Below are 21,803 nucleotides of genomic sequence, written 5' to 3' on the forward strand. Positions count from 1 at the left end.
GCCGCTGGAAAGAGACTGCTTTCCATGTCCCAAGACCGTCGTTACAGCTTCGAATTCTTCCCCGCGAAGACCGAGGCCGGCCACGAGAAACTCCTGGCCACTGCCCGCACCTTCGCCGGCTACAAACCCGACTTCTTCTCCTGCACCTACGGCGCCGGTGGTTCCACCCGCGACCGCACCCTGCAGACCGTGCTGCAACTGGATGGCGAGATCCAGGTGCCGACCGCCCCGCACCTGTCCTGCGTCGGCGACAGCAAGGCCGAACTGCGCGCCCTGCTGGCCCACTACAAGGATGCCGGCATCCAGCGCATCGTCGCCCTGCGCGGCGACCTGCCCTCCGGCATGGGCATGGCCAGCGGCGAGCTGCGCCACGCCAACGACCTGGTGGAATTCATCCGCGCCGAGACCGGTGATCACTTCCACATCGAAGTGGCCGCCTACCCCGAGGTGCACCCCCAGGCACGCAATTTCGAAGAAGACCTCAAGCACTTCGTCAACAAGGTGAAGGCCGGTGCCGACAGCGCCATCACCCAGTACTTCTTCAACGCCGACAGCTACTTCTACTTCGTCGATCGCGTCCGCCAGCAAGGCGTCGAGATCCCGATCGTCCCGGGCATCATGCCGATCACCAACTACAGCAAGCTGGCACGCTTCTCCGACGCCTGCGGCGCGGAGATCCCGCGCTGGGTGCGCAAGCAACTGGAGGCCTACGCCGACGACACGGCCAGCATCCAGGCCTTCGGCGAGCAGGTGATCACCGAGATGTGCGAACGTCTGCTGCAAGGCGGCGCCCCGGGCCTGCACTTCTACACCCTGAACCAGGCCGAGCCCAGCCTCGCGATCTGGAACAACCTCAAGCTGCCGCGCTAGGGCGCATCCGGAAACCCGGGCGAGGCCATCGGCGCACAGGCAGGCACAGGCAAAAGCGCGCAATTCATCCGGCGCGAATGAGCACTTTGAGCCTGTTCTCAACGCGGCGATGACAACGCAGGTAGCGTTTAGAGAACCCGTTAGAGACCAAGGCCGGTGGCGGAACCGCACCGGCCCCTCCTTCCAAGGACGATGCCATGAAGACCTCGCCACGCCTCCTCCCGCTGCTGATCCTCGGCGGGCTCGCCAGCCCTGCCGCACACGCCAGCTATGACTTCTTCTGCAGCCCCACCTGGGCGCTGGTGGAAGACAACCTGAACACCTGCAGCAACCTGCCCTTCCTCAGCCCGGGCAACGACAGCCGCGCCAACCTCAAGCTGCTGCTCGCCGATGCGGGCCGCCTGAGCCTGCCGAGCCCGCTGCAAGCATCCAGTGACTACGAAGGCGGCTACGCCCAGGCGCCCTTCGCCCTGAACATGCTCAACCCGGCCGCCCCGGAGAGCGAAGCCACCGAGGCGCCGACGGACGTGGACACCACCGCCACCGAGTCGGTCTCGCCGCGGGTGGAGAACCTGTCCCTGGCCCTGGAGCAGATCGGCGTGAAGCTGGAGGACGGCGCCCTGGCCGAACAGCAGTTCGCCGAAGGCGAAGGCAGCCGCTGCCGCACCAACAACCTGGACACCACCCAGGCCTTCGTCGAGCAGTTGGCCAGCACCAGCAGCCTGTCTGCCGAAGAGCGCAAGGCCCTGGCCATCAGCCGGGTGAACCTGCTGACCGTGTGTGGCGAAGGCGACCCGCAACCGGCCGACGTGCTGCCGACCGCCGGTACCGTCACCTCCGCCGACGGCCAGGCGTACCTCGCCTACCTGACGGGCGCCGACGCCTTCTACCGGGGTGACTTCGGCACAGCCCGCGAGCGCTTCACCCAACTGGCCGACAGCCCCCAGCCCTGGATCAAGGAAGCCGCCCTGTACCTGAAGGCCCGTGTCTCGCTGAACCAGGCCCAGGAAGGTGCGTTCGACGAATACGGCATCCCTGACCTGGCCAAGGTGGACCGCACCCTGCTGGACGCCAGCGACAACGAATTCAAGGCCTACCTCGCCGCCTACCCGGAAGGCGCCTACGCCGCCTCCGCACGCGGCCTGCTGCGCCGCATCTACTGGCTACTGGACGACAACCGTCGCTTCGCCGCCGAATTCGCCTGGCAGTTCGCCCAGGACGACGCCAAGCGCAACCTCGGCCTGCCCGAGCTGGTGGAAGAGTTGGACGTCAAGCTGCTGCCCGCGCTGAAGCCCGAGGACCTGCAGGACACCGCCCTGCTGGCCATGGCCGACCTGATGCGCCTGCGTCGCCCGGCCGAAGGCGAGCCGCCGCTGATCAGCCTGGAGCAACTGCAGGCACAGAAGCAGCGCTTCGCCGACCGCCCGGCGCTGCACGCCTACCTGGTCGCCGCCTGGCACTTCTACCGGGGCCACGATGCCGCCAAGGCCCTGGCGGCCCTGCCGGCGGAAGACCCGCAGGCGCGCCTGGACCTGGTCACCTTCAGCCAGGAAACCCTGCGCGGCCTGGCCCTGGAAGCCAAGGGGGATGCCGAAGGCGCCTACGCGCTCTGGCAGCGCCTGCTGCAACGCCAGCCCAGCGAACTGCAGCGCGGCCAGCTGGAACTGGCCATCGCCCTCAACCGCTCCCGTGCGGGCCAGGTCGATGCCCTGTTCACCGCCGACTCGCCGGTGCGCACCGCACCGATCCGCGAGATCCTCCTGCGCAACGTCGCCTCCGCCGACCTGCTGCGCCGCCAGGCGGTGGACAGCACCGCGCCGCAGCGCGAACGCGACACCGCACTGTTCACCCTGCTCTACAAGGACCTGGTGTTCGGCGACTACGCCGCCTTCCTCAAGGACCAGCCGCTGATCCCCTCCCCGACGCCCAAGGTCGAGGACGGCAACGAGCTGGCGGTGGGTCGGTTCGCCTGGAGCGGCCAGCAGGACGGCTATGCCTGCCCGAGCCTGACCGAGGTGACCACCCGCCTGCAGGGCAACGCCAAGGACGCCCAGGCCGGCAACTGCCTCGGCGAGTTCATCCGCACCAACGGCTTCGACGGCTTCAGCCTCAACACCCAGCCGCCGAAGGACGAACTGGGCGGCTCGGCCAGCCAGTTCCCCGGCAAGCCGTACTCGCGCCTGGTCGGCTACATGGCGGTGATCGACGACGCCAAGGCCAGCGATGACGACCGCGCCTACGCCCTGTACCGCGCCGTGAACTGCTACGCCCCCGCCGGCTACAACACCTGCGACGGCCAGGACATCAGCAAGGCCCAGCGCAAGCAGTGGTTCCAGGCGCTGAAGACGCGCTACGCCAAGAGCCCCTGGGCCGAGGCGCTGAAGTACTACTGGTGATGCCCCTCGGGTTCGCCAGGCTCCTGGCCCTCGGCCTGATCCTGGCCAGCCCGCTGCTCGGCGCCAGCGAGCGGGTCGACGCCGCCGCCCACGATGCCTTCTGGCTGTGGAGCGGCGTGCGCCCGCAACCCCTGCTGGCCAAGGCCAAGACCCTCTATATCCTCCAGGGCCAGATCGACGGGCCGCGCCGCGCGGGCGATCCGGCGGCGCGCTTCATCGCCCAGGGCATGGCCGTGCCACGCCTGCGCCAGGGCGAAATCTGGGTGGTCTATCGCGCCCACACCCTGCGCTGGACCGAGGACGTGCACCGGACCCTGCTGGCCCAGCTGTCACGCTGGAAGCGTGCCGGCAACACCGTCACCGGCATCCAGATCGACTTCGACGCCGGCACCCTCTACCTGGCCGAGTACGCCGACTTCCTCCAGGGCCTGCGCCAGCGCCTGCCGCCCGAATACCGCCTGAGCATCACCGGCCTGCTGGACTGGGGCAGCAACGGCGACCCCGAGGTGATCAACCGCCTGGCCCTGGTGGTGGACGAAGTGGTGGTGCAGACCTACCAGGGCCGCCACACCATCCCCGAGTACGGCCGCTACCTGCCGCGCGTGGCACGCCTGCGCCTGCCGTTCCGCATCGGCCTGGTGCAGAACGGTGAATGGCAGGCACCCGACTACCTGGCAGCGAGCCCCTGGTTCAGGGGCTATGTGGTGTTCCTACTGAATCCTTGAACGCGCCGGGATGTGAATCGGTCGAACCGTTGAGCGGTTGAATGGGCTGCACACGGGAAAGCCTCTGTTATACTCCGCGCTCCCGCCAGGCATTCGCCCGGACACTGGCCCTCCATTCCGCCAGTGGGACCGGACGGCACCGCGCTCCCCGTAGCGGCTGCTAAGGCCTGTACGAAAAGCATTTTTCGTCCAGTACCTCGCCAGGCTGACAAGTCCCCCGGGCCCAGCCCTAACTAGACAGGATCATCCATGTCCTTTGCCTCCCTCGGTCTCTCCGAGGCATTAGTCGGCGCGGTGGAAGCCGCCGGCTACGCCCAGCCCACTCCCGTGCAACAGCGGGCCATTCCCGCCGTGTTGCAAGGTCGCGACCTGATGGTTGCGGCGCAGACTGGCACTGGCAAGACCGGGGGCTTCGCCCTTCCGGTTCTCGAACGCCTCTTCCCCAACGGTCACCCGGACAAGTCCCACCGCCGCGCCGCGCGCCAGGCCCGGGTACTGGTCCTGACCCCGACCCGCGAGCTGGCTGCCCAGGTGCACGACAGCTTCAAGGTGTATGCGCGCGACCTGCCCCTGGCCAGCGCCTGCATCTTCGGCGGTGTCGGCATGAATCCCCAGGTGCAGGCCCTGTCCAAGGGCGTCGACGTGCTGGTGGCGTGCCCCGGCCGCCTGCTGGACCTGATGGGCCAGGGCAGCATCGACCTCTCCCACGTGGAGATCCTGGTGCTGGACGAAGCCGACCGCATGCTCGACATGGGCTTCATCCACGACGTCAAGAAGGTCCTCGCGCGCCTGCCTGCGCAGCGCCAGAACCTGCTGTTCTCGGCGACCTTCTCCAAGGACATCACCGACCTGGCGAACAAGCTGCTGCAAGACCCCGAGCGCATCGAGGTCACGCCGCCGAACACCACGGTCGAACGCATCGAGCAGCGCGTGTTCCGCCTGCCGGCCAACCAGAAGCGCGCCCTGCTGGCGCACCTGGTCACCGTCGGCGCCTGGGAGCAGGTGCTGGTCTTCACCCGCACCAAGCACGGCGCCAACCGCCTGGCCGAGTACCTGGACAAGCACGGCCTGCCGGCCGCCGCGATCCACGGCAACAAGAGCCAGAACGCCCGCACCAAGGCCCTGGCCGACTTCAAGGCCAACGCCATCCGCATCCTCGTGGCCACCGACATCGCCGCGCGCGGCCTGGACATCGATCAGTTGCCCCACGTGGTCAACTACGAGCTGCCCAACGTCGAGGAAGACTACGTCCACCGCATCGGCCGTACCGGCCGTGCCGGTCGCAGTGGCGAGGCCATCTCGCTGGTGGCCCCGGACGAAGAGAAACTGCTCAAGGCCATCGAGCGCCTGACCAAGCAGCGCATCCCCGACGGCGACCTGCAGGGCTTCGACCCCTCCACCGTCGAGGCCGAGCGCCCCGAGGCCCGCCCGCCGAAGCCGGAGCGCAAGCCCCGCGCCGACAAGCCCAAGCGCGAGCCGAGCAACGGCGACAAGCCCCAGGCCGCCCAGGCGGCTGCCGCCGATGGCGAAGGCAAGGCCAAGAAGAGCCGCAAGCGCCGTGGCAAAGGCAAGGGCAAGGCGGACGGCGCCCAACCGCAGCAGCAGTCGGCGAACCCGGCCGGCAAGCAGAACTCCCGCCCTGCCGGCCCCCCGCCGGTCCCGAGGGACCGCGACCCGGAAGAGTTCCTGGACGATGACGTGGACAACTTCGGCAACCGCGCCGACTACGTCAGCCCGTACCAGGACAAGGGCCGCGGCCGTCGCGGCGGCAATGGTCAAGGCCAAGGCCAGGGTGCCCGCAGCAACAGCGGCGGCAGCGCTGGCAATGGCGGTCGCGCCCGCAACCAGGGTGGCGCCGGCGGCAGCGGTGGTGGCAATGGCCAGCGCCGTGGCGGCAGTGGCGGCCAGCGCGCCCAGGGCGGCGGCAACCAGGGGCGTCGGGAAGAACCCCGTCGTCGCGAGGAGCCGGCCGTTCAGGAGCCGCGCAAGCCAGCCCCGAAGATCATCCACAAGGAATCCCGCGCCGACCGTTTCCCGACGCCGGAGCAACTGGATGAGCTGAGCAACGGCAACCGGCCGCGCGGTGAGAAACCCGCCCTGCTGACCCGCAACCGCTGACAGCAAGCCCCATTGAAAACGCCGGCCAAAGCCGGCGTTTTCATGTGCAGTGCCCGGTAGCGCCAGGCCAACTGCCAGAAACAGAAACGCCGGCTTGCGCCGGCGTTTCTGTTTCCCTGGGGAAGGTTACTTGCGTACACCTTCGAAGGAGATGATCAGCTCGACTTCCTGGGAAGCCGGGCCGAGGTCCTTCTGGATGTCGAAGTCCTTCAGCTTCAGGGTGGTGGTGCCTTCGAAGCCGGCACGGTAGCCGCCCCACGGGTCGCTGCCTTCGCCGATGAACTTGGCCTTGATCACCACCGGCTTGGTCACGCCGTTGAGGGTCAGGTTGCCGGTCACGTCGGCGGTGCCTTCGCCGGTGGATTTCACACCGGTGGACTCGAAGGTGGCGGTAGGGTGCTTGCTGACGTTCAGGAAGTCACCGCTCTTGATGTGCTTGTCGCGCTCGGCATGGTTGGTGTCGACACTGCCGGTCTTCAGCTCGACCTTCACCTTGCTGGCTTCGGGCGCCTTGGCGTCGAAGCTGAAGGTGCCGTCGAAGTCCTTGAAGGTGCCATAGAGCCAGCTGTAGCCCAGGTGGCTGATCTTGAAGTTGACGAAGGCGTGCTGGCCCTGCTTGTCGATGACGTAGTCGGCAGCCATGGCCTGGCCAGCGAACAGGGCGGCACCGAGGGTCAGCGCGGCGAGGGATTTCTTCAGCATCGGTGTTTCTCCTTGTGAGGGTGCAGCGTTATTTGGCGGCGCGCCCGAGCATGCGGACCAGGGTGGCGTCGCGATCGATGAAGTGGTGCTTGAGGGCGGCCAGGGCATGCAGGCCGGCGAAGATCACCAGGCCCCAGGCGAGGTACTCGTGGACCACACCGGCCACGTCTTCCTGGTCGGGAATGGTGGTCAGGGTGGCGGGTACTTCGAACATCCCGAACACCTCGATGCCACGGCCATCGGCGGTGGAGATCAGGTAGCCGGAGATCATCAGGGCGAAGAGGCCGGCGTACAGCGCCAGGTGGCCCAGCTTGGAACCCAGGCGGGTCATGCGGCCGTGATTGGCAGGTGCCGGCGGCGGCGGGCTCAGGAAGCGCCACACCAGGCGCAGGCCCATCACCAGGAACAGCAGCACGCCGATGCCCTTGTGGATATCCGGGGCGGTCTTGTACCAGCTGCTGTAGTAGTCCAGGCCGACCATCCACAGCCCCAGCCCGAACAGGCCGAAGACCACCAGGGCTACGCCCCAGTGCAGGAAAATGCTGATTGCGCCGAAACGGTCGGAAGTGTTGCGCCACTGCATCAGGAAGGGTCCCTTGAAAACGAATGGCCACAAGCCTAGCGGCAAAAAGATCGAATTAAAGTAGAAAATGTCGCTTTGAAATATCGAGCAATACGATCATTGAAGACGACCCAGCGCGCCGAAAATTTAGCGATAGGACAGGTCTGACAGAGATGTCCGGCGGCTGGCACAGCCGCCGGACGGGTGGAGGGGCGAGAGGATCAGAACAGCCAGGAGAAGAAGCCCTTCTTCTCCGACTTGGCGGCCTCGGCCTTGGCCGGGGCGGCAGGTGCAGCGGCGGCGACCGGCTCCACCGGTTCCAGCGGTTTGCCGGCGAACAGGTCGCGGGCCTGGCCGGCGGCGCGCTGGCCACTGCGCAGGGCACCCTCCAAGGTGCCCGGATAGAGGGCGTCGGTGTGCTCGCCGGCGAAGATCACCCGCTGCAGCGGCTTTTCCCACAGGCGCCAGTACTGGCTGATCTCGCCCGGGCCGTAGGCCAGGTAGGCGCCACCGGCCAGCGCATCCTTGCCATAGCGGCGGACCTCAAAGCCCTGGAACTGCTCGCGGGCACCGGGGAAGAACTTGTCCAGGCGGATCAGCACCTGGTCCACCATCTGCCGGTCACCGAAGGCCTGCAGCAGGCGCGCGCTGTCGCCGGAGATGTTCACCAGCAGGTTGGCGCCGCCCTTCAGGGCCGGCTCGACCCACAGCATGCCCAGGCCCTGGTCGCTGTAGACCTCGCCGGAAAGGCGGCTCTTGCCCCACACCGGCTTCTTGAACTTGAGCAGCAACTGGTCGCGCCAGCCGTAGTTGATGTCCTTCAGCGCCTTGAGCTGCAGCGCCGACAGCGCCGGGGTGAGGCTGATCTTGTCCATCGCCGGCAGCGGCACGGCCAGCACCACGTAGTCGGCACGGTAGCCGGCGCCGCCGACCTTCACGGTCACGCCGTCCTTGTCCTGGACGATGGCCGAGACGCGGGCGTTGGTCTTCACCGTCTTCAGCTTCTTCGCCACGGCCTGGGCCAGGGCCGCGCTGCCGCCGGGCAGTCGCGCGGCGCGCAGATCGCCTTCCGGCAGGCCCCGGTAGACGCGGGCCTGCTGGGCCAGGTAGAGCAGCGACAGGCGCGACGGCTCGTCGTAGCGGGAGCGGATACGCTGGTCCACCAGGGCGCGGGCGGTGGGCGGCAGGGCCAGCTTGTCCAGCCAGCGGGAGGCGGTGATGGCGTCCAGGCTCTGCAGGGTGTGGTTGACCAGCGGCTTGAGCGGGTCCTCGATGGACGCGGCGAGGTCATCCAGGCTCTTGTCGAAGCGCTTCAGGCCCTCGACGGTGGAAGGCGCCTCCTTCAGCAGGTCGGCCTCGGTGAAGTAGCGGCCATTCACCAGGTAGCCGGGGGCGCGCACGTAATCCGGCGCCGGGACGGTGCCCAGCTTGAAGTCCTTGAGGTAGGCATGCAGTGTCGGCTGCAGCTTGGCGGAGCCGATCCACTCGGTGGTGGCCAGGCCGGAGCGGCCGCCGATGGACGGCTTGGCCTCCAGCAGGGTGACCTGCCAGCCCTGCTGCTGCAGTTCATAGGCCGCCGTCAGGCCGGCCATGCCGCCACCGACGACGATGGCAGCCGGTTGTTTCTCCTTGCCCTGCGCACCGGCGCAGAACAAACCGATCAGGATCAGCGCGCACCCGCGCAGCCAGGCAGCAGACATTGGTTCCCCCAAGGAAAAGCGAGCGTCTTTCAAATGGCGCGCAGGATACGCCAGGCGCCCCCGGCCCACCAGAGAACCCCGTCGGCGATGTGCCGGATCGGCCGGCTTGTCCATCTCACCCCTATTGCATAGGCTTCCCCGACCTTTCCGGAGACCGACCATGGGCCAAAACGCCGACTGGATGCAGCGCGACCTCGCCGTGCTGTGGCACCCCTGTACCCAGATGAAGGACCACGAGCGCCTGCCGGTGGTACCGATCCGCCGTGGCGAGGGCGTGTGGCTGGAGGACTTCGAAGGCAAGCGCTACCTGGACGCGGTCAGCTCCTGGTGGGTCAACGTGTTCGGCCACGCCAACCCGCGCATCAACCAGCGCATCAAGGACCAGGTCGAGCAACTGGAGCACGTCATCCTCGCCGGCTTCAGCCACCAGCCGGTGATCGAGCTGTCCGAGCGCCTGGTGAAGCTCACGCCCAAGGGCCTGGACCGCGTCTTCTATGCCGACAACGGCTCCTCGGGCATCGAGGTGGCGCTGAAGATGAGCTACCACTTCTGGCGCAACCAGGGCCTGGAGCGCAAGAAGCGCTTCGTCACCCTGACCAACAGCTACCACGGTGAAACCGTCGCGGCGATGTCGGTGGGCGACGTGGCGCTGTTCACCGAAACCTACAAGTCCCTGCTGATGGACACCCTCAAGGTGCCGACCCCGGACTGCTACCTGCGTCCGGAGGGCGTCAGCTGGGAGGCCCATTCGCGGGCCATGTTCGCCCACATGGATCAGACCCTCGCCGAGCACCACGAAGAGGTCGCCGCCGTGATCGTCGAGCCGCTGATCCAGGGCGCCGGCGGCATGCGCATGTACCACCCGATCTACCTCACGCTGCTGCGCGAGGCCTGCGACCGCTATGGCGTGCACCTGATCCATGACGAGATCGCCGTCGGCTTCGGCCGCACCGGCACGATGTTCGCCTGCGAGCAGGCCGGCATCGCCCCGGACTTTCTGGTGCTTTCCAAGGCGCTCACCGGCGGCTACCTGCCGATGGCCGCCGTGCTCACCTCGGAGGCCGTCTACCAGGGGTTCTACGACGACTACCAGACCCTGCGCGCCTTCCTCCACTCGCACACCTACACCGGCAACCCGCTGGCCTGCGCCGCCGCCCTGGCGACCCTGGACATCTTCGAGCAGGACAACGTCATCGAGGCCAACCGCGCCCTGGCCACGCGCATGGCCAGCGCCACCGCACACCTGGCCGACCACGCCCACGTCGCCGAGATCCGCCAGACCGGCATGGTGCTGGCCATGGAGATGGTTCAGGACAAGGCCAGCCGCACGCCCTACCCCTGGCAGGAGCGCCGTGGCCTGAAGGTGTTCCAGCACGCCCTGGAGCGCGGCGCCCTGCTGCGCCCGCTGGGCAACGTGGTGTACTTCCTGCCGCCCTACGTGATCACCCCGGAGGAGATCGACTTCCTCGCCGAGGTGGCCAGCGAAGGCATCGACATCGCCACCCGTGACGGGGTGAGCGTGGCCGTCGCCGCCGACCTGCACCCCAATCACCGCGATCCCGGCTAGCAGGCGGTTTAACGGCGGGCGGCGAAGCGGGTAAGCTTGCGGCTTTCCCTCTTCAGCCCGCCGAATCCATGCGCCTTTCCCGCTTTTTCATCGACGCCGCCCTCGCCCTCGGACAACACGCCCTGCCCGAAGCCCAGGCCCACTACATCGGTCGCGTGCTGCGCCTGGCCGAAGGTGATGCCGTCCAGCTGTTCGACGGCTCGGGCCAGGAATTCATCGGCGAACTGGTGGAGGTCGGCAAGAAGAGCGTCCGCGTCGAACTGCGCGAAGCCTTCGCCGGCCTGGCCGAGTCGCCGCTGCGGGTCCACCTCGGCCAAGGCCTGTCCCGGGGCGAGCGCATGGACTGGGCCATCCAGAAGGCCACCGAGCTGGGCGTGGCGGAGATCACCCCCCTGGTGAGCGAGCGCTGCGAAGTGCGCCTGAAGGATGAACGCGCCGACAAGCGCCTGGCCCACTGGCGCCAGGTGGCCATCAGCGCCTGCGAGCAATGCGGCCGCTCGGTGCTGCCGGTGATCCACCCGCCGGTGACGCTGGGGGAGTGGCAGAAGCAGGTGGAGGCGGACCTCAAGCTGGTCCTGCACCCGGTGGCCGAGCCCCTGGCCAGCCATGCACGACCGGCCACGCTGGCGTTCCTCATCGGCCCGGAGGGCGGGCTGTCCGACGCCGAAGTGGAAGCCGCCCAGCAGCAGGGCTTCCAGGCGGCACGCCTGGGCCCGCGCGTACTGCGCACGGAAACCGCGCCGGTGGTGGCGCTGAGCGTCGCCCAGCAGTTGTGGGGGGATTTCTAAGGGGGCAGGCCGCCGCAGCGGCTCAGCGGCTCAGCGGCTCAGCGGCTCAGATCAGGCCGGCGTCCGCCAGGAGTTGCTCCAGGCCGACCAGGTCCGGAATCTTGGCGATGCCGTCCTCCAGTTGCACCGAACCCAGCTCCAGGGGCAGCAGCTCGGCATTGGCCGAGGGCAGGTCGGTGTCGACCTTGAGGGAGCGCGGAATGCCCTGCACCAGCAGGGCGATGAACTTCACATGGGCACGGCTGCCCAGGGCGTTGAGCACCACCACCCGCGCGCTGGAGCCCACCTGGGGCTGGCCACCGCTGGCGGCTTCGAACGACAGCAGGGGCAGGCGCAGGTCGCGCCAGGCCACCTGGCCGAGGAACCAGGCCGGCATCCCCGCGGACGCCTGGGGCGCCCGGTAGGGGATCAGCTCCGCCACCGCCACGTTGGGCACCAGCAGGGTGCGGTCAGTCAGCGACAGCAGCAGACCGGTCAGGCTGTTGGCGCTCTGGGTATTGGCGACGGCTTGGCTCATGGCGTTTCCTTCAACGATTCTTCAAGACCACCGGCGGCGCGTCAGGCGCACTGCTCGGCCAGGTGGTTCACCAGCGCCTGGGCCAGCTCGCGCGGGTCGGCACTGAAACTGCTGTAGCCGCCTTCACGCAGGCTGTCGGGCATGCTCGAACAGACGCAGCTCTCGGCCCGCTGGGTCCAGATCGGCGCACCCTGGCGACGCACGTAGGCCGCTGCGGCGCTGCCATCACTGCCCATGCCGCTGAAGGCGATCACGCCGCACTGCTCGCCGAAGTGCTGGGCGAGGTTGAGCATGATCTGATCGATGGACGGGCTGTAGGGCTCGGGCCAGGGGCGGTTGCCCATGAGCATCGCGCCGTCTTCGGCGAAGGTCAGCTCCTGGGCGATCGGCACCACCACCACCTCGCCGGCGCGCACGTGGTCGCCGGGGCGGGCCAGGTTGACCGGCCACTGGCTGTGGCGGCCTACGGCCTGGGGCAGGATGCTTTCGAAGGCGGGATCGATGTGCTGGGCGTAGAGGAAACCCACCGGCAGGCCGCCGGGCAGGGCATCAAGGAAGGCCTTGACCGCCGCCGGCCCCCCGAGGGATGCCGCCAGCAGCCAGACCTGGCGCGCCGGCTCGCCCGCCACCAGCGGGGTGTCCGCCAGGGCACGCGGCAGGTCCAGGCGGGCGGGGCGCTGGGCCTCGGCCATCAGGGCCTCCAGGCTCGGGCCGACCGCCACGGCGGGGTCCCCCACCAGGCGCTTGAGCTTGCCGAACAGGCGGCGCTCCCAGCGCGGGTAGTTTTCCGAATGGCGTTCCGGGGCGTGCCCTTCGCCGAACAGCACCGGGGCGCTGGCGCGCTCCAGCAGGCTGTCCACCAGCGGCGAGTCTTCCGATTGGGCCAGGTCCACCAACCAGAGGTCGGCGTCGCAGGCGCTCAGGGCGTCGTCGTCGAGGCGGGCCGGGTCACTGTTGAGGATCACCTGGTAGCCGTTGCCGACCAGCGCCTGCTGCAGCACATGGCGCTGCAGCGAGGTGTCGGCGATGACGGCGATGCGTGCAGAGGTTTTCTCAGTCATGTCCCTTGACCAGTCGCTGGATGGTTTCAAGCAGCAAGGACTCCTGGTACGGCTTGCCCAGGTAGTCGTTCACGCCGATGGCCATCGCCCGCTCGCGGTGTTTCTCGCCGGTACGGGAGGTGATCATGATGATCGGCAGGTCCTTCAGGCTCGCGTCGTGACGCACCAGGGTGGCCACTTCGAAGCCGTCCATGCGCGGCATCTCGATGTCCAGCAGCATGACGTCGGGGCGGTGCTCCTGCAGCTGGGCGATGGCGTCCACCCCGTCCTTGGCCGTCAGCACGTTCATGCCGTTGCGTTCCAGCAGGCGGCTGGTGACCTTGCGCACGGTGACCGAGTCGTCCACCACCATGACCACCGGCGGGCGGTCGTGGTCCAGCTCCGCCGGCAGGGCGGCCTGGCTGGTGGTGCGCGGCAGCATCTGCACCTGATGGGCATGGCGGGCGCGGATGGTCGCCAGCAGGTCGAGAATCACCACCACGCGGCCGTCCCCGAGGATGGTGGCACCGGAGATGCCCTGCACCCCGGCGAACTGCGGGCCGAGGCCCTTTACCACGATCTCGCGGGAGCCGGCCAGGGCGTCCACCTGGACGGCCACGGCGTGCTCGGTGGAACGCACCAGGATCACCGGCAGCGGCAGGCTCTGGCCCACCAGCTTGGGATGCTGGCCATTGTTCAGCAGGTCGCCCAGGTACTTCAGCTCGTAGGCCTGGCCGGCGTACTCGAAGCGCGGTGCGTCCGGCTGGTAGTAGGCCTCCAGCTCATACGGGGACACCCGCACGATACCTTCGATGGTGTTCAGCGGGATGGCGTAGAGGTCTTCGCCGGAGAGCACCATCAGCGCACGGTTCACCGACACGGTGAACGGCAGGCGGATGAGGAAGCGCGAGCCCTCGCCCGGGGTCGACTCGATGCTCATGGAGCCGCCGAGCTGCTTGACCTCGGAATGCACCACGTCCATGCCCACGCCACGCCCGGAGATCTGCGTGACCTTCTCGGCGGTGGAGAAGCCGGCCTCGAGGATGAACTGCAGCACCTCGTGGTCGGAGAGCTGGGAGTCGGCATCCATCAGCCCACGCTCGATGGCCTTGCGGCGCACGGCGTCGAGGCGGATGCCGCCACCGTCGTCGGACAGGGTCAGGAGGATGTCGCCACCCTCGCGGCCCAGGGTCAGGCGGATGGTACCGGCGTCTGGCTTGCCCGCGGCGCGGCGCAGTTCGACCGGCTCGATGCCGTGGTCGACGGCGTTGCGCAGCATGTGCTCCAGGGGCGCGACGATGCGCTCGAGCACGGTCCGGTCCATTTCGCCCTCGGCGTTGCCGACGAGGAATTCCACCTGTTTGCCCAGCTCGCTGGCCACCTGGCGCACGATGCGGCGCAGGCGCGGTACGAGGCGGTCGAAGGGCACCATGCGGGTCCGCATGAGGCCTTCCTGCAGCTCGGTGTTGACCCGTGCCTGTTGCAGCAGCAGGGTTTCGGCGTCGCGGTTACGCGCGGCCAGGGTTTCCTTCAGGTCCAGCAAGTCGGACGCGGACTCGAACAGTGCGCGGGAGAGCTGCTGCAGCTGGGAGTGGCGGTCCATTTCCAGCGGGTCGAAGTCCTCGTAGCCGGCGCGCTCGGCCTCGGCCTGGTAGCGGCTGAGGATCTGCGCCTGGGTCTCGGTGTCGAGGCGGCGGAGCTGGTCGCGTACCCGCTCGATGGTGGATTCCATCTCGCTCAGGGTGAAGCTGAAGTCGCTCACCTGCTGCTCGACACGGCCCCGGAAGATCGACGTTTCACCCGCCAGGTTGACCAAGCCTTCCAGCAGGTCGGCCGGGACCTTGACCATTTCCTGCGGCGCACGACGTGCGGCTGCATCCTGGGCGGCTTCCTGGGCCTTGAGCACGAACGGCAGAACCTTGTCCTCGGTCACCGCCACCGGCACGGCGCTCGCCGCCACGATGGGGGCTGCGAGGGTCGGCTGGGGCGCCGGCTCGTGGATCTCGGCAGGCGCTTCGGGCTCGTCCGCCAGGCTGGCGTCCAGGCGTTGGCGCAGTTGGTCCAGCTCGGCCTGCAGGCCTTCGAAGCCGGACTGCACGTCGAGGAACAGGCTTTCGGGCCAGGGCGCGCCTTGTTGCAGCGCCTCGGTCAGGTGCTGTTCCAGGTCGTGGCTGAGGTCGCCCAGGCGTTTCTGGCCGGCCAGGCGCGCACCGCCCTTGAGGGTGTGCAGCAGGCGCAGGAGGTCGTCGATCTGGGCGCTGTCGTCGCGGTTCTCTTCCCAGCGGCCGATGGTGCGCTCCATCGCTTCCAGCAGGTCATCACCCTCTTCGAGGAAGATGTCGAGGATGTCGGCTTCCGCCTCATCGTCCTCCACCACGGGCGCGGCGGCAGGCTGCAGGTGCACGCTGGAGGGCATGCTCAGCTGTTCGTCGGGGTTGGCACGGAAGCGGCGGATCGCCTCGATCAGCACGCTGCCATCCGGCACCGCGCGCTTGTCACGCACGGCTTCGAGCATCTCGGCAAGACGGTCGTGGCAGGACTGCAGCAACCCGAACAGCGTCGGGCTGGCACGCAGGCGGCCGCCACAGAGGCCTTCGTAGAGGAATTCCAGTTCGTGGGCGAGGTCGCCGATCTCGCGGATCTCGGCCATGCGCGCACCACCCTTGAGGGTGTGCAGATCGCGTTGCAGGGCCTCGACTTCCAGCAGGTTGTCGACGTCCTCCATCCAGCGCTGCAGGGCGTTGCCGGCGCTTTCGATGATGTCGAAGCCTTCCTCGAGGAAGATTTCCACCAGTTCGGGATCACGGTCATCGAAGGCGCTGTGGACCGGCTCGCTCACCACGGGAGCCGGTACAACCGGCTCGACCGGGGCGGGCGCCTCGGCCATCTCGGGCAGCACCAGCTCGATGCTCGGCTCGTCGTCCACCTCAGGCAGCGCCGGGGCTTCATCCACCGGCAGCCATTCGGCGTCCAGCTCGGGCTCGGGCTCGGGCTCGGGCTCGGGCTCGGGCTCGGGCTCGGGCTCGGGAGAAAGTGTGGCTTCGGCTTCGGCTTCGGCTTCGGCTTCGGCTTCGGCTTCGGCTTCGGCTTCGGCTTCGGCTTCGGCTTCGGCTTCGGCTTCGGCTTCGGCTTCGGGGGCAGGCGACAGGTCGCCTTCGGTCTCGTCAAGCAGCCAGGCATCGGCCTCGGCGCTTTCCACGAGCGCCGGCTCGTCGGTCTCCGGCAGGGGCAGGTCTTCCAGCACCAGCGGGGCGTCGGCATCGGGTTCGTCGAGGGTCGGCAGCGGCAGGACGTCATCGTCCAGCTCAGGCAGGCCGGCATCCAGTTCGAGGGGCGCTTCGGACACCTCATCCGGCAAGGCAGGCGCTTCCACCTCTGCCTCTGCCTCTGCCTCTGCCGGCGGGGCGATGGCCTCACTCGCCGGAACTTCGGTCACCGGCGCGACGGGCAGGCTTACCGTGCCGCCTTGGCGAAACGCACGAATCGCCTGGATCAGCGCCTCCGGGTTGCGCAGCGGTTGGCGGGCCTGGAGCTGGTCGAGCATCACGGCCAGGTCGTCATGGCTGGCCTGGAGCAGGCCGGCCAATGCCGGGGAATGGTTGAAGCGGCGGTCCACCAGCCCTTCGTAGAGGGATTCGAGTTCGTGGGCGAGGTCGCCGATGGGGGCGATCTCGGCCATGCGCGCGCCACCCTTGAGGGTGTGCAGGTCACGCTGCAGCGAGTGCAGCGGTGCGTGGTTGTCCGGCTCGTCGAGCCAGCGTTCCAGCGCCTGGCCGGAGCTTTCCAGGATGTCCACGGCCTCTTCGAGGAAGATGGAGACCATCTCCTCGTCGAGGTTCTCGTAGGCCAGCGGTGCGGCAGCCGGTTCGACCGCTGCGGCAGGCTCGGCGGCCGTGGCAGGCACCGGCTCGATGGCCTCGGCGGGCTCGTCGAGCAGCTCCGGCAGGGTGACCGGTTCAAGGGCCGGCACTTCATGCAGTTCGGGCAGCGGCGGCAGTGCGTCGTCGTCCGCAAGCGTCAGCTCGGCTTCGGTGGCGGGCGGCAGCGCCTGGTCCGGCTCTTCGACCAGCAGTCCGGTGTCGCGGTCCATGTCCAGCAGCGCGAGGGCTGCCGGATCGACGGCCTGCTGGAGCAGGTCGCGCAGGGCCTGGACCCGCTCCGGCTGGGGCGTGACCTGAAGGGCGGCGGCGACCTGGTCCATCATGCTGATCAGCGCTTCGTGGGCCCGTTCGGCCTCGTCGAAGAAGCGTTCGCTGACCGGCAGGCTGCCTTCCTCGACGGCACCGTAGGTGTCCAGCAGGGCTTCGCAGAGCTCTTCGATCTGCGGCAGCTCGGCCATCTCGGCGCCACGGCCGAGGGTGTTCAGTTCTTCCAGCAGGGCGCCCAGTTCCTGGCGCTCGGAGGGGTGCTCGCGCCAGCGGCGCAGCAAGTCCTCGGCATCCAGGAGGATGTCCATGCCTTCGGCGAGGAAGATGGAGATCAGTTGCGGGTCGCGCCCGGCCTGACCCTGTTCGCCCAGGCGAGCGGCTTCGGCGGCGCCGATGCGCTCGGCATGCAGGCGCTGGACGCGTTCGAGGAAGGCCTCGGTCCCGGGGATCGGGCGCAGCGGTGCGGTTTCCAGCTGTTCAAGGCCGATGCGGAACAGTTGCTCGGCATCGCGCAGCAGTTCGGCATCCACCAGGTCCATCTGGATCAGGTTGGTCTTGTATTCCTTGGCCAGCTTCTCCAGCGGCATGGCGATGGCGGCGATCGGCAGGATGCCGGCCATGTGCGCACTGCCCTTGAGGGTGTGCAGGGCGCGCTGGAGGTTGTCGGTCACCGGCTGCGGCAGGGACTGCGCGCAATCGGCGAGGAAGCCGACGAGGGTTTCCAGGTGGGCTTCGGCCTCGTTGCGGAAGATGTCCAGCAACTGCGGGTCGAGCGGCTCTTCATCGGTCGACGCGCTGGAGGCAACGGTCGGCGCGGCCACTTCGGGCTGAGAAGGAAGCTCGCCCACGGGCTCGGCAGCCTGTACGGAGACCGGGGCTTCAGATTTTGGGAGGCGCTGCCCCTTGGCCAGGGCGTGCGCCTCGGCGGCCAGGTGGTCGACATCGTCGCGCTGGCGCTGGGCCTTGGCGGCGAATTCGTCCACCAGTTGCGGCAGCAGGGCGACCACGTCGTTGACCACGCCCTTGACGTCCTCGTCCGGCTGGATGCTGCGGTCGAGCACGCGGTTGAGCAGGTTCTCGATGGACCAGGACAGCTCGCCGATGACCAGCGCGCGGACCATGCGGCCGCTGCCCTTGAGGGTGTGGAAGGCACGGCGGACTTCGGTCAGCGCGTCCTTGTCGTCGGTATTGGCGCACCAGCGCGGCAGGTAGTCGCCGATGGTCTCCAGCACTTCGCCGGCTTCTTCGATGAAGACTTCCAGCAGTTCGTCGTCCACGGGCTCTTCGTCGGCAGGCGGCGGCAGCAGGCTGGGCGGGACCTCGCCAGCGGGCGGGTTGATGGGCTGCACCGGGGCGGCCATGACATCGGCCATGGACAGCGCGCGGGGCGCTTCCTCGACCGGGGCGACAACGGGCTCCAGCGGGGCGGAGGGCAGGTCGACCTCCGGCAGATCGAGGCCGCTCAGCTCCACGTCGTCCCAGTTGGGGGTGGATTCGGGCAGCGGCTCGAGGCTAAGGGGCTCGTCCAGCATCGGCTCGAGGGGCTCGGCAGCCGGCAGCGGCTCGAGGGCCTCGAGATCGAAGGAGGCGAAGGGCTCATCGGCCGGCTTGGGCTGATCGAGGGATTCCAGTTCCAACGGGGCGTCGAGGCTGAAGTCGATGACCTCGGGCGCCTGGACCTCCGGCTCGCCGAGGTTCCAGTTGTCATCGGAGACCAGCAGAGTCGGCGCGTCATCGGCCTTCAGCTCGGTGGTCTCGAAGCTGTCGAGGGTGCCCAGCTCCAGGGGCTCGTCCAGCAGCGGCTGGGCCTCCAGCTCGGGCAGCGGCTCCAGTTCGGGCAGTGCGTCGAAGGCCACCGGCTCGGCGCTGTCCAGCGGTTCGAGTTCAGGCAGGGCATCCAGTGCAGGGGCCTCTTCCACCGGGGCGGGGGCCTCGGCGAAATCGGCATCGAGCGTGATTTCCGGCTCGGCCGGCTGGGGTTCGAAGGCCAGGGGCTCGACCGGCTCGGGCGCTTCCTCGGCGAGGACTTCGATCTCCTCCACCGGGTCGGCCAGCGGAGCGGGCTCTTCGGCCTGGAACTCCGGGAGATCGAGGATGGAGGGCTTGGCCTTGAGCGGGTAGCCCAGGTTCTCCAGGCTCTCCTCGGCCACGTCGAGGATCATGTCGCCTTGGGTGGCGTGGTCCTCGGAGAGGCGCTCCAGGTAGTACTCGACGCTGGTGATGGCGTCGGCCAGGGTGTCCAGGCTCTGCCAGTTGGGCACGGCCTTGCGGGCCAGGAGCTGTTCCTGGATGTAGCGGTTGCAGGCTTCCAGCAGGGCAGCGGCGCGGGCCAGGGGGATCATCGCCAGGCCGCCACGGACCTGGGTCAGCAGGTCGGGCACGCGGGCCAGGTGCTCGTGGTTCCACTGGGAGGCGATGAACTCGATGATCGCGTCCTTGGCCTGTTCGAGGCCATTGCGCGCTTCCTTGATCACCAGTTGGTGGATCTGCGCCACGTCGGTGGTGGGCAGGTGGCTCTCTTCGCGGGAACCGTCATCGGCCGGGCCGACCATGCCGGCGAGGGTCGCCTCGACGTACAGCAGGGCGCCGGCGACGTCCATGAGAACGGCGTCGTTGGGCTCGCGCTGCCCGAGGGACAGGCTGTGGATGACGTCGATCTGGTCGAGGATGACCCGGCGCGGTTGGCCGAAGCCGAGCACGGCGAGGGTGTCGGCGATCTGCTTGAGGGGCGCGAGCAGGGCATCCAGCTCGGTGACGCCGCGGCGGTCGCTGCGCACGAAGATGTCGAGGCTGTCCTTGACGCGGACCAGCTCTTCGCAAAGGGCGGTGACCACCGAGCGCATGGCGTCGCGGTCGGGGCCGGCCAGGCGGGCACGTTCCTCGTCCACCACGTCGGTGTCGGGCAGGGCTTCGTCGAGACGGTACTGTTCCTTGAGGGCACGGATGCGCGGCGACTGGGCCGGGGCCTTGGCGATGTAGAACAGCAGGTTCTTGACCAGTTCGTCCGGAGCCGGCTGGTTGATGCCATCGGCGCCCTGGTCGACCAGGCGTTTGAGCTCCTTGTCGATCTGGCGCAGCAGGGTGCGGACGGAGGTGCCATTGACCACGCTGCCATTGGCCAGGCCTTCGACCATGCCGGAGGCGATGGGCCACAAGGTGCCCAACGGGGCCTCCTTGCACAGCGATTCGAGGCGGGCGAAGACGCGGGCCATGTAGCCGAGGTTGGTGGCCAGGTCCTGGCCACGGATGATCCCCACCAGGGCCATCTGCAGCATCTGCCGCAGCTTGCGCAGCAGTACCGGCAGTTCGGCGGTGCGCATGCGCGCCAGCGCATCCACCGAGAGCGCGGGGGTGCGGCTGGAGAGGTCGGGGGAGAACAGGCTGGTTTCGGACAGCAGCTTCTCGCCACGGGCGGCGCGCAGGTCGTTGAGCAGCGGCAGGACGACCATGGGCAGGTCACGGCGCGCGCTCTGGATGCGATCCAGGTAGACCGGCAACTGCAGGATGGCCTGCATGAGCACTTCCAGGGCTTCGCCCTGGTTGGTCACGCGGCCTTCCATCAGTGCCTGGGCGAGCTGCTCCATTTCCTCGGCGAGCAGGGCCGCGCCGTAGAACTCGACCATCTGCAGGGTGCCGTGGACCTGGTGCACGTAGGTCTGGCAGAAACGCATGCGCGTCGGGTCCTGGGTGTTCTCGACGAACGCCTCCAGGGCCTGGCGGGCCTGCTTCAGGGTTTCCGCGATCTCGCCCTTGACCCACTCCAGGGCGACATAATCGTGCCGATCACTCATAGCCGTCTGCTATCCCTTCCGGGTGAATGCCAGAACCTGATCGTCGGCCACCGGCTCCAGGTCCGGATGGTGCCAACCAACCACTTCACCGACGCCGATCACCATGAGTCCACCGGGCGCCAGGCGCTCGGCCAGGCGGTTGAGGATTTCACGGCGACGCCAGCGGCGGAAATAGATCAGCAGGTTCTGGCAGAAAATTACGTCCATGCCGGACATTGGCGCCTTTGCCAGTTCCAGCACATTGAGCCGGGCGCAACACACGCGCGCGGCCAGGCTCTCCACAACTTTGAAACGGCCATCGCCCAGAGGCTGGAAGTAGCGCTCGCCCATGTCGCCTTCCAGGTGCTCCAGGCGCCGTGCGCCATACACCCCCTCGCGGGCCTTGTTCAGGGCGCTGAGGCTGATGTCGGTGCCGGTCACACCAAAATAGTCGGGCCGCTCGCTGCCCGTGAGGGCCTCGGCGGCCGCGATGGCCAGGGAATACGGCTCTTCGCCGCTGGAACAACCGACGCTCCAGAGGGCGAGGGGGCTGTCCAGTCCCTTGGCAACACGCTCGCGCAGATAGGCGCCGAGCAGGTCGAACGAGGGTCCGTGGCGGAAGAAACGGGTTTCCTGAACGGTGAGGCGGTCCAGCAGGGTCGACCATTCGACGGCACCACGCGGCCCGTCGGTGACCTGGCGGAAGTAGAGGGTGTAGTCGTCTACGCCCAGCTCTCGCATCCGCGCGGTGAGGTTGGTCTGCAGGAACGAGCGTCGCTGCTCGTTGATGACCACGCCGGTACGTTCCTCGAGCAGCGATTGCCAGTCATGGAACTGCGCGGGGGTCATGTCGGCCATGGGTTTCAAGGCCCACACGCCGCCAGGCTGCATGCTGTCGTG

The 21,803-nt window shown here is 68.2% G+C and carries 12 protein-coding genes and 1 pseudogene; 6 read left to right on the forward strand and 7 right to left on the reverse strand.

Annotated features, from left to right (window positions below; all coding sequences use genetic code 11):
- Positions 1–24: 24 nt before the first annotated feature.
- The 4 genes from metF to SZ55_RS07190 all read left to right on the forward strand — a co-directional run bounded on the left by metF (position 25) and on the right by SZ55_RS07190 (position 6,109).
- Positions 25–870: a methylenetetrahydrofolate reductase [NAD(P)H] gene (gene metF, locus SZ55_RS07175; RefSeq protein ID WP_044403531.1), complete on the forward strand. Its 846-nt coding sequence runs from the start codon at positions 25–27 to the stop codon at positions 868–870.
- 197 nt (positions 871–1,067) lie between these two features.
- Positions 1,068–3,266 carry a hypothetical protein gene (locus SZ55_RS07180; RefSeq protein WP_044403533.1) on the forward strand — a complete coding sequence of 733 codons (2,199 nt, stop codon included), beginning with the start codon at positions 1,068–1,070 and terminating at the stop codon, positions 3,264–3,266.
- Entirely contained in the window at positions 3,266–3,991 is a 726-nt protein-coding gene (locus tag SZ55_RS07185; RefSeq protein WP_044403535.1) for a DUF3142 domain-containing protein, read from the forward strand. Before SZ55_RS07180 ends, SZ55_RS07185 begins: the two co-directional genes overlap by 1 nt.
- A 249-nt stretch (positions 3,992–4,240) precedes the next feature.
- Complete coding sequence (locus tag SZ55_RS07190; protein ID WP_044403537.1) at positions 4,241–6,109, forward strand: DEAD/DEAH box helicase; 1,869 nt, start codon at positions 4,241–4,243, stop codon at positions 6,107–6,109.
- Between the two features lie 126 nt (positions 6,110–6,235).
- Here the strand turns inward: SZ55_RS07190 and SZ55_RS07195 are convergent, their stop codons facing one another.
- The 3 genes and pseudogenes from SZ55_RS07195 to SZ55_RS07205 all read right to left on the reverse strand — a co-directional run.
- The gene (locus tag SZ55_RS07195; protein ID WP_044403540.1) at positions 6,236–6,811 is read right to left on the reverse strand and encodes a YceI family protein; all 576 of its coding nucleotides are present in this window, start codon (positions 6,809–6,811) and stop codon (positions 6,236–6,238) included.
- A 28-nt stretch (positions 6,812–6,839) separates the two neighbouring features.
- Positions 6,840–7,394: a cytochrome b gene (locus tag SZ55_RS07200; RefSeq protein ID WP_044403542.1), complete on the reverse strand. Its 555-nt coding sequence runs from the start codon at positions 7,392–7,394 to the stop codon at positions 6,840–6,842.
- Between the two features lie 203 nt (positions 7,395–7,597).
- Positions 7,598–9,073: pseudogene (locus SZ55_RS07205) on the reverse strand (flavin monoamine oxidase family protein); the annotation flags it as partial.
- A 160-nt stretch (positions 9,074–9,233) separates the two neighbouring features.
- Between SZ55_RS07205 and SZ55_RS07210 the strand changes: the two are divergent.
- Positions 9,234–10,640 carry an adenosylmethionine--8-amino-7-oxononanoate transaminase gene (locus SZ55_RS07210; protein ID WP_044403546.1) on the forward strand — a complete coding sequence of 469 codons (1,407 nt, stop codon included), beginning with the start codon at positions 9,234–9,236 and terminating at the stop codon, positions 10,638–10,640.
- Between the two features lie 68 nt (positions 10,641–10,708).
- A complete protein-coding gene (locus SZ55_RS07215; protein ID WP_044403548.1) occupies positions 10,709–11,428 on the forward strand; it encodes a 16S rRNA (uracil(1498)-N(3))-methyltransferase in 720 nt (239 codons plus the stop codon).
- 46 nt (positions 11,429–11,474) lie between these two features.
- On the opposite strand, the gene SZ55_RS07220 is transcribed toward SZ55_RS07215, so the two are convergent.
- From SZ55_RS07220 to SZ55_RS07235, 4 genes are read right to left on the reverse strand one after another with little or no spacing between them, the layout of a single operon-like run.
- Positions 11,475–11,945: a chemotaxis protein CheW gene (locus tag SZ55_RS07220; RefSeq protein ID WP_044403550.1), complete on the reverse strand. Its 471-nt coding sequence runs from the start codon at positions 11,943–11,945 to the stop codon at positions 11,475–11,477.
- A 41-nt stretch (positions 11,946–11,986) separates the two neighbouring features.
- The gene (locus SZ55_RS07225; RefSeq protein WP_044403551.1) at positions 11,987–13,006 is read right to left on the reverse strand and encodes a chemotaxis protein CheB; all 1,020 of its coding nucleotides are present in this window, start codon (positions 13,004–13,006) and stop codon (positions 11,987–11,989) included.
- Complete coding sequence (locus tag SZ55_RS07230; RefSeq protein ID WP_044403553.1) at positions 12,999–20,924, reverse strand: Hpt domain-containing protein; 7,926 nt, start codon at positions 20,922–20,924, stop codon at positions 12,999–13,001. The genes SZ55_RS07225 and SZ55_RS07230 overlap by 8 nt, the downstream gene beginning before the upstream one ends.
- A gap of 9 nt (positions 20,925–20,933) precedes the next feature.
- On the reverse strand, positions 20,934–21,794 hold the full coding sequence (locus SZ55_RS07235) for a CheR family methyltransferase (protein ID WP_044403650.1): 861 nt from the start codon (positions 21,792–21,794) through the stop codon (positions 20,934–20,936).
- Between the last annotated feature and the right edge of the window lie 9 nt (positions 21,795–21,803).

This window comes from Pseudomonas sp. FeS53a (assembly GCF_000931385.1).
GTDB classification, from domain to species: Bacteria; Pseudomonadota; Gammaproteobacteria; order Pseudomonadales; family Pseudomonadaceae; genus Metapseudomonas; species Metapseudomonas otitidis.